The following is a 267-nucleotide window of genomic DNA, read 5'->3' as shown; positions in this document are numbered from 1 at the left end:
CGGGTAGAGAAGATGTCGCCAGAAGCGTTTGAAGAGAGCGTAGATGCCATTCGACTGGCGGCGCTTGATTTACATGCATACTGGATGGCGCATCCGCAGGAAAAAGCTGTTCAGCAACCGATCAAAGCAGAAGAGAAACCGGGGCGTAACGATCCTTGTCCGTGCGGCAGTGGTAAGAAATTTAAGCAGTGCTGCCTGCATTAAGAAGTCAAATTGGGTGTCAGCGTTAATTCTGGCACCCAATAAGGAATTTGAGGCTATCTGATC

1 pseudogene is annotated in these 267 nt (G+C 49.4%); it reads left to right on the top strand.

Annotated features, from left to right (window positions below):
* Positions 1–204 (top strand): annotated as a pseudogene (gene yecA, locus SB719_RS20500) (UPF0149 family protein YecA); the annotation flags it as partial.
* Positions 205–267: the final 63 nt, after the last annotated feature.

The sequence above is a fragment of the Pantoea sp. SIMBA_079 genome (assembly GCF_046940275.1).
Lineage (GTDB): Bacteria > Pseudomonadota > Gammaproteobacteria > Enterobacterales > Enterobacteriaceae > Pantoea > Pantoea borealis.
Note: the sequence above shows the minus strand (reverse complement) of the source record. Positions and strands in the feature narration are given on the sequence as shown.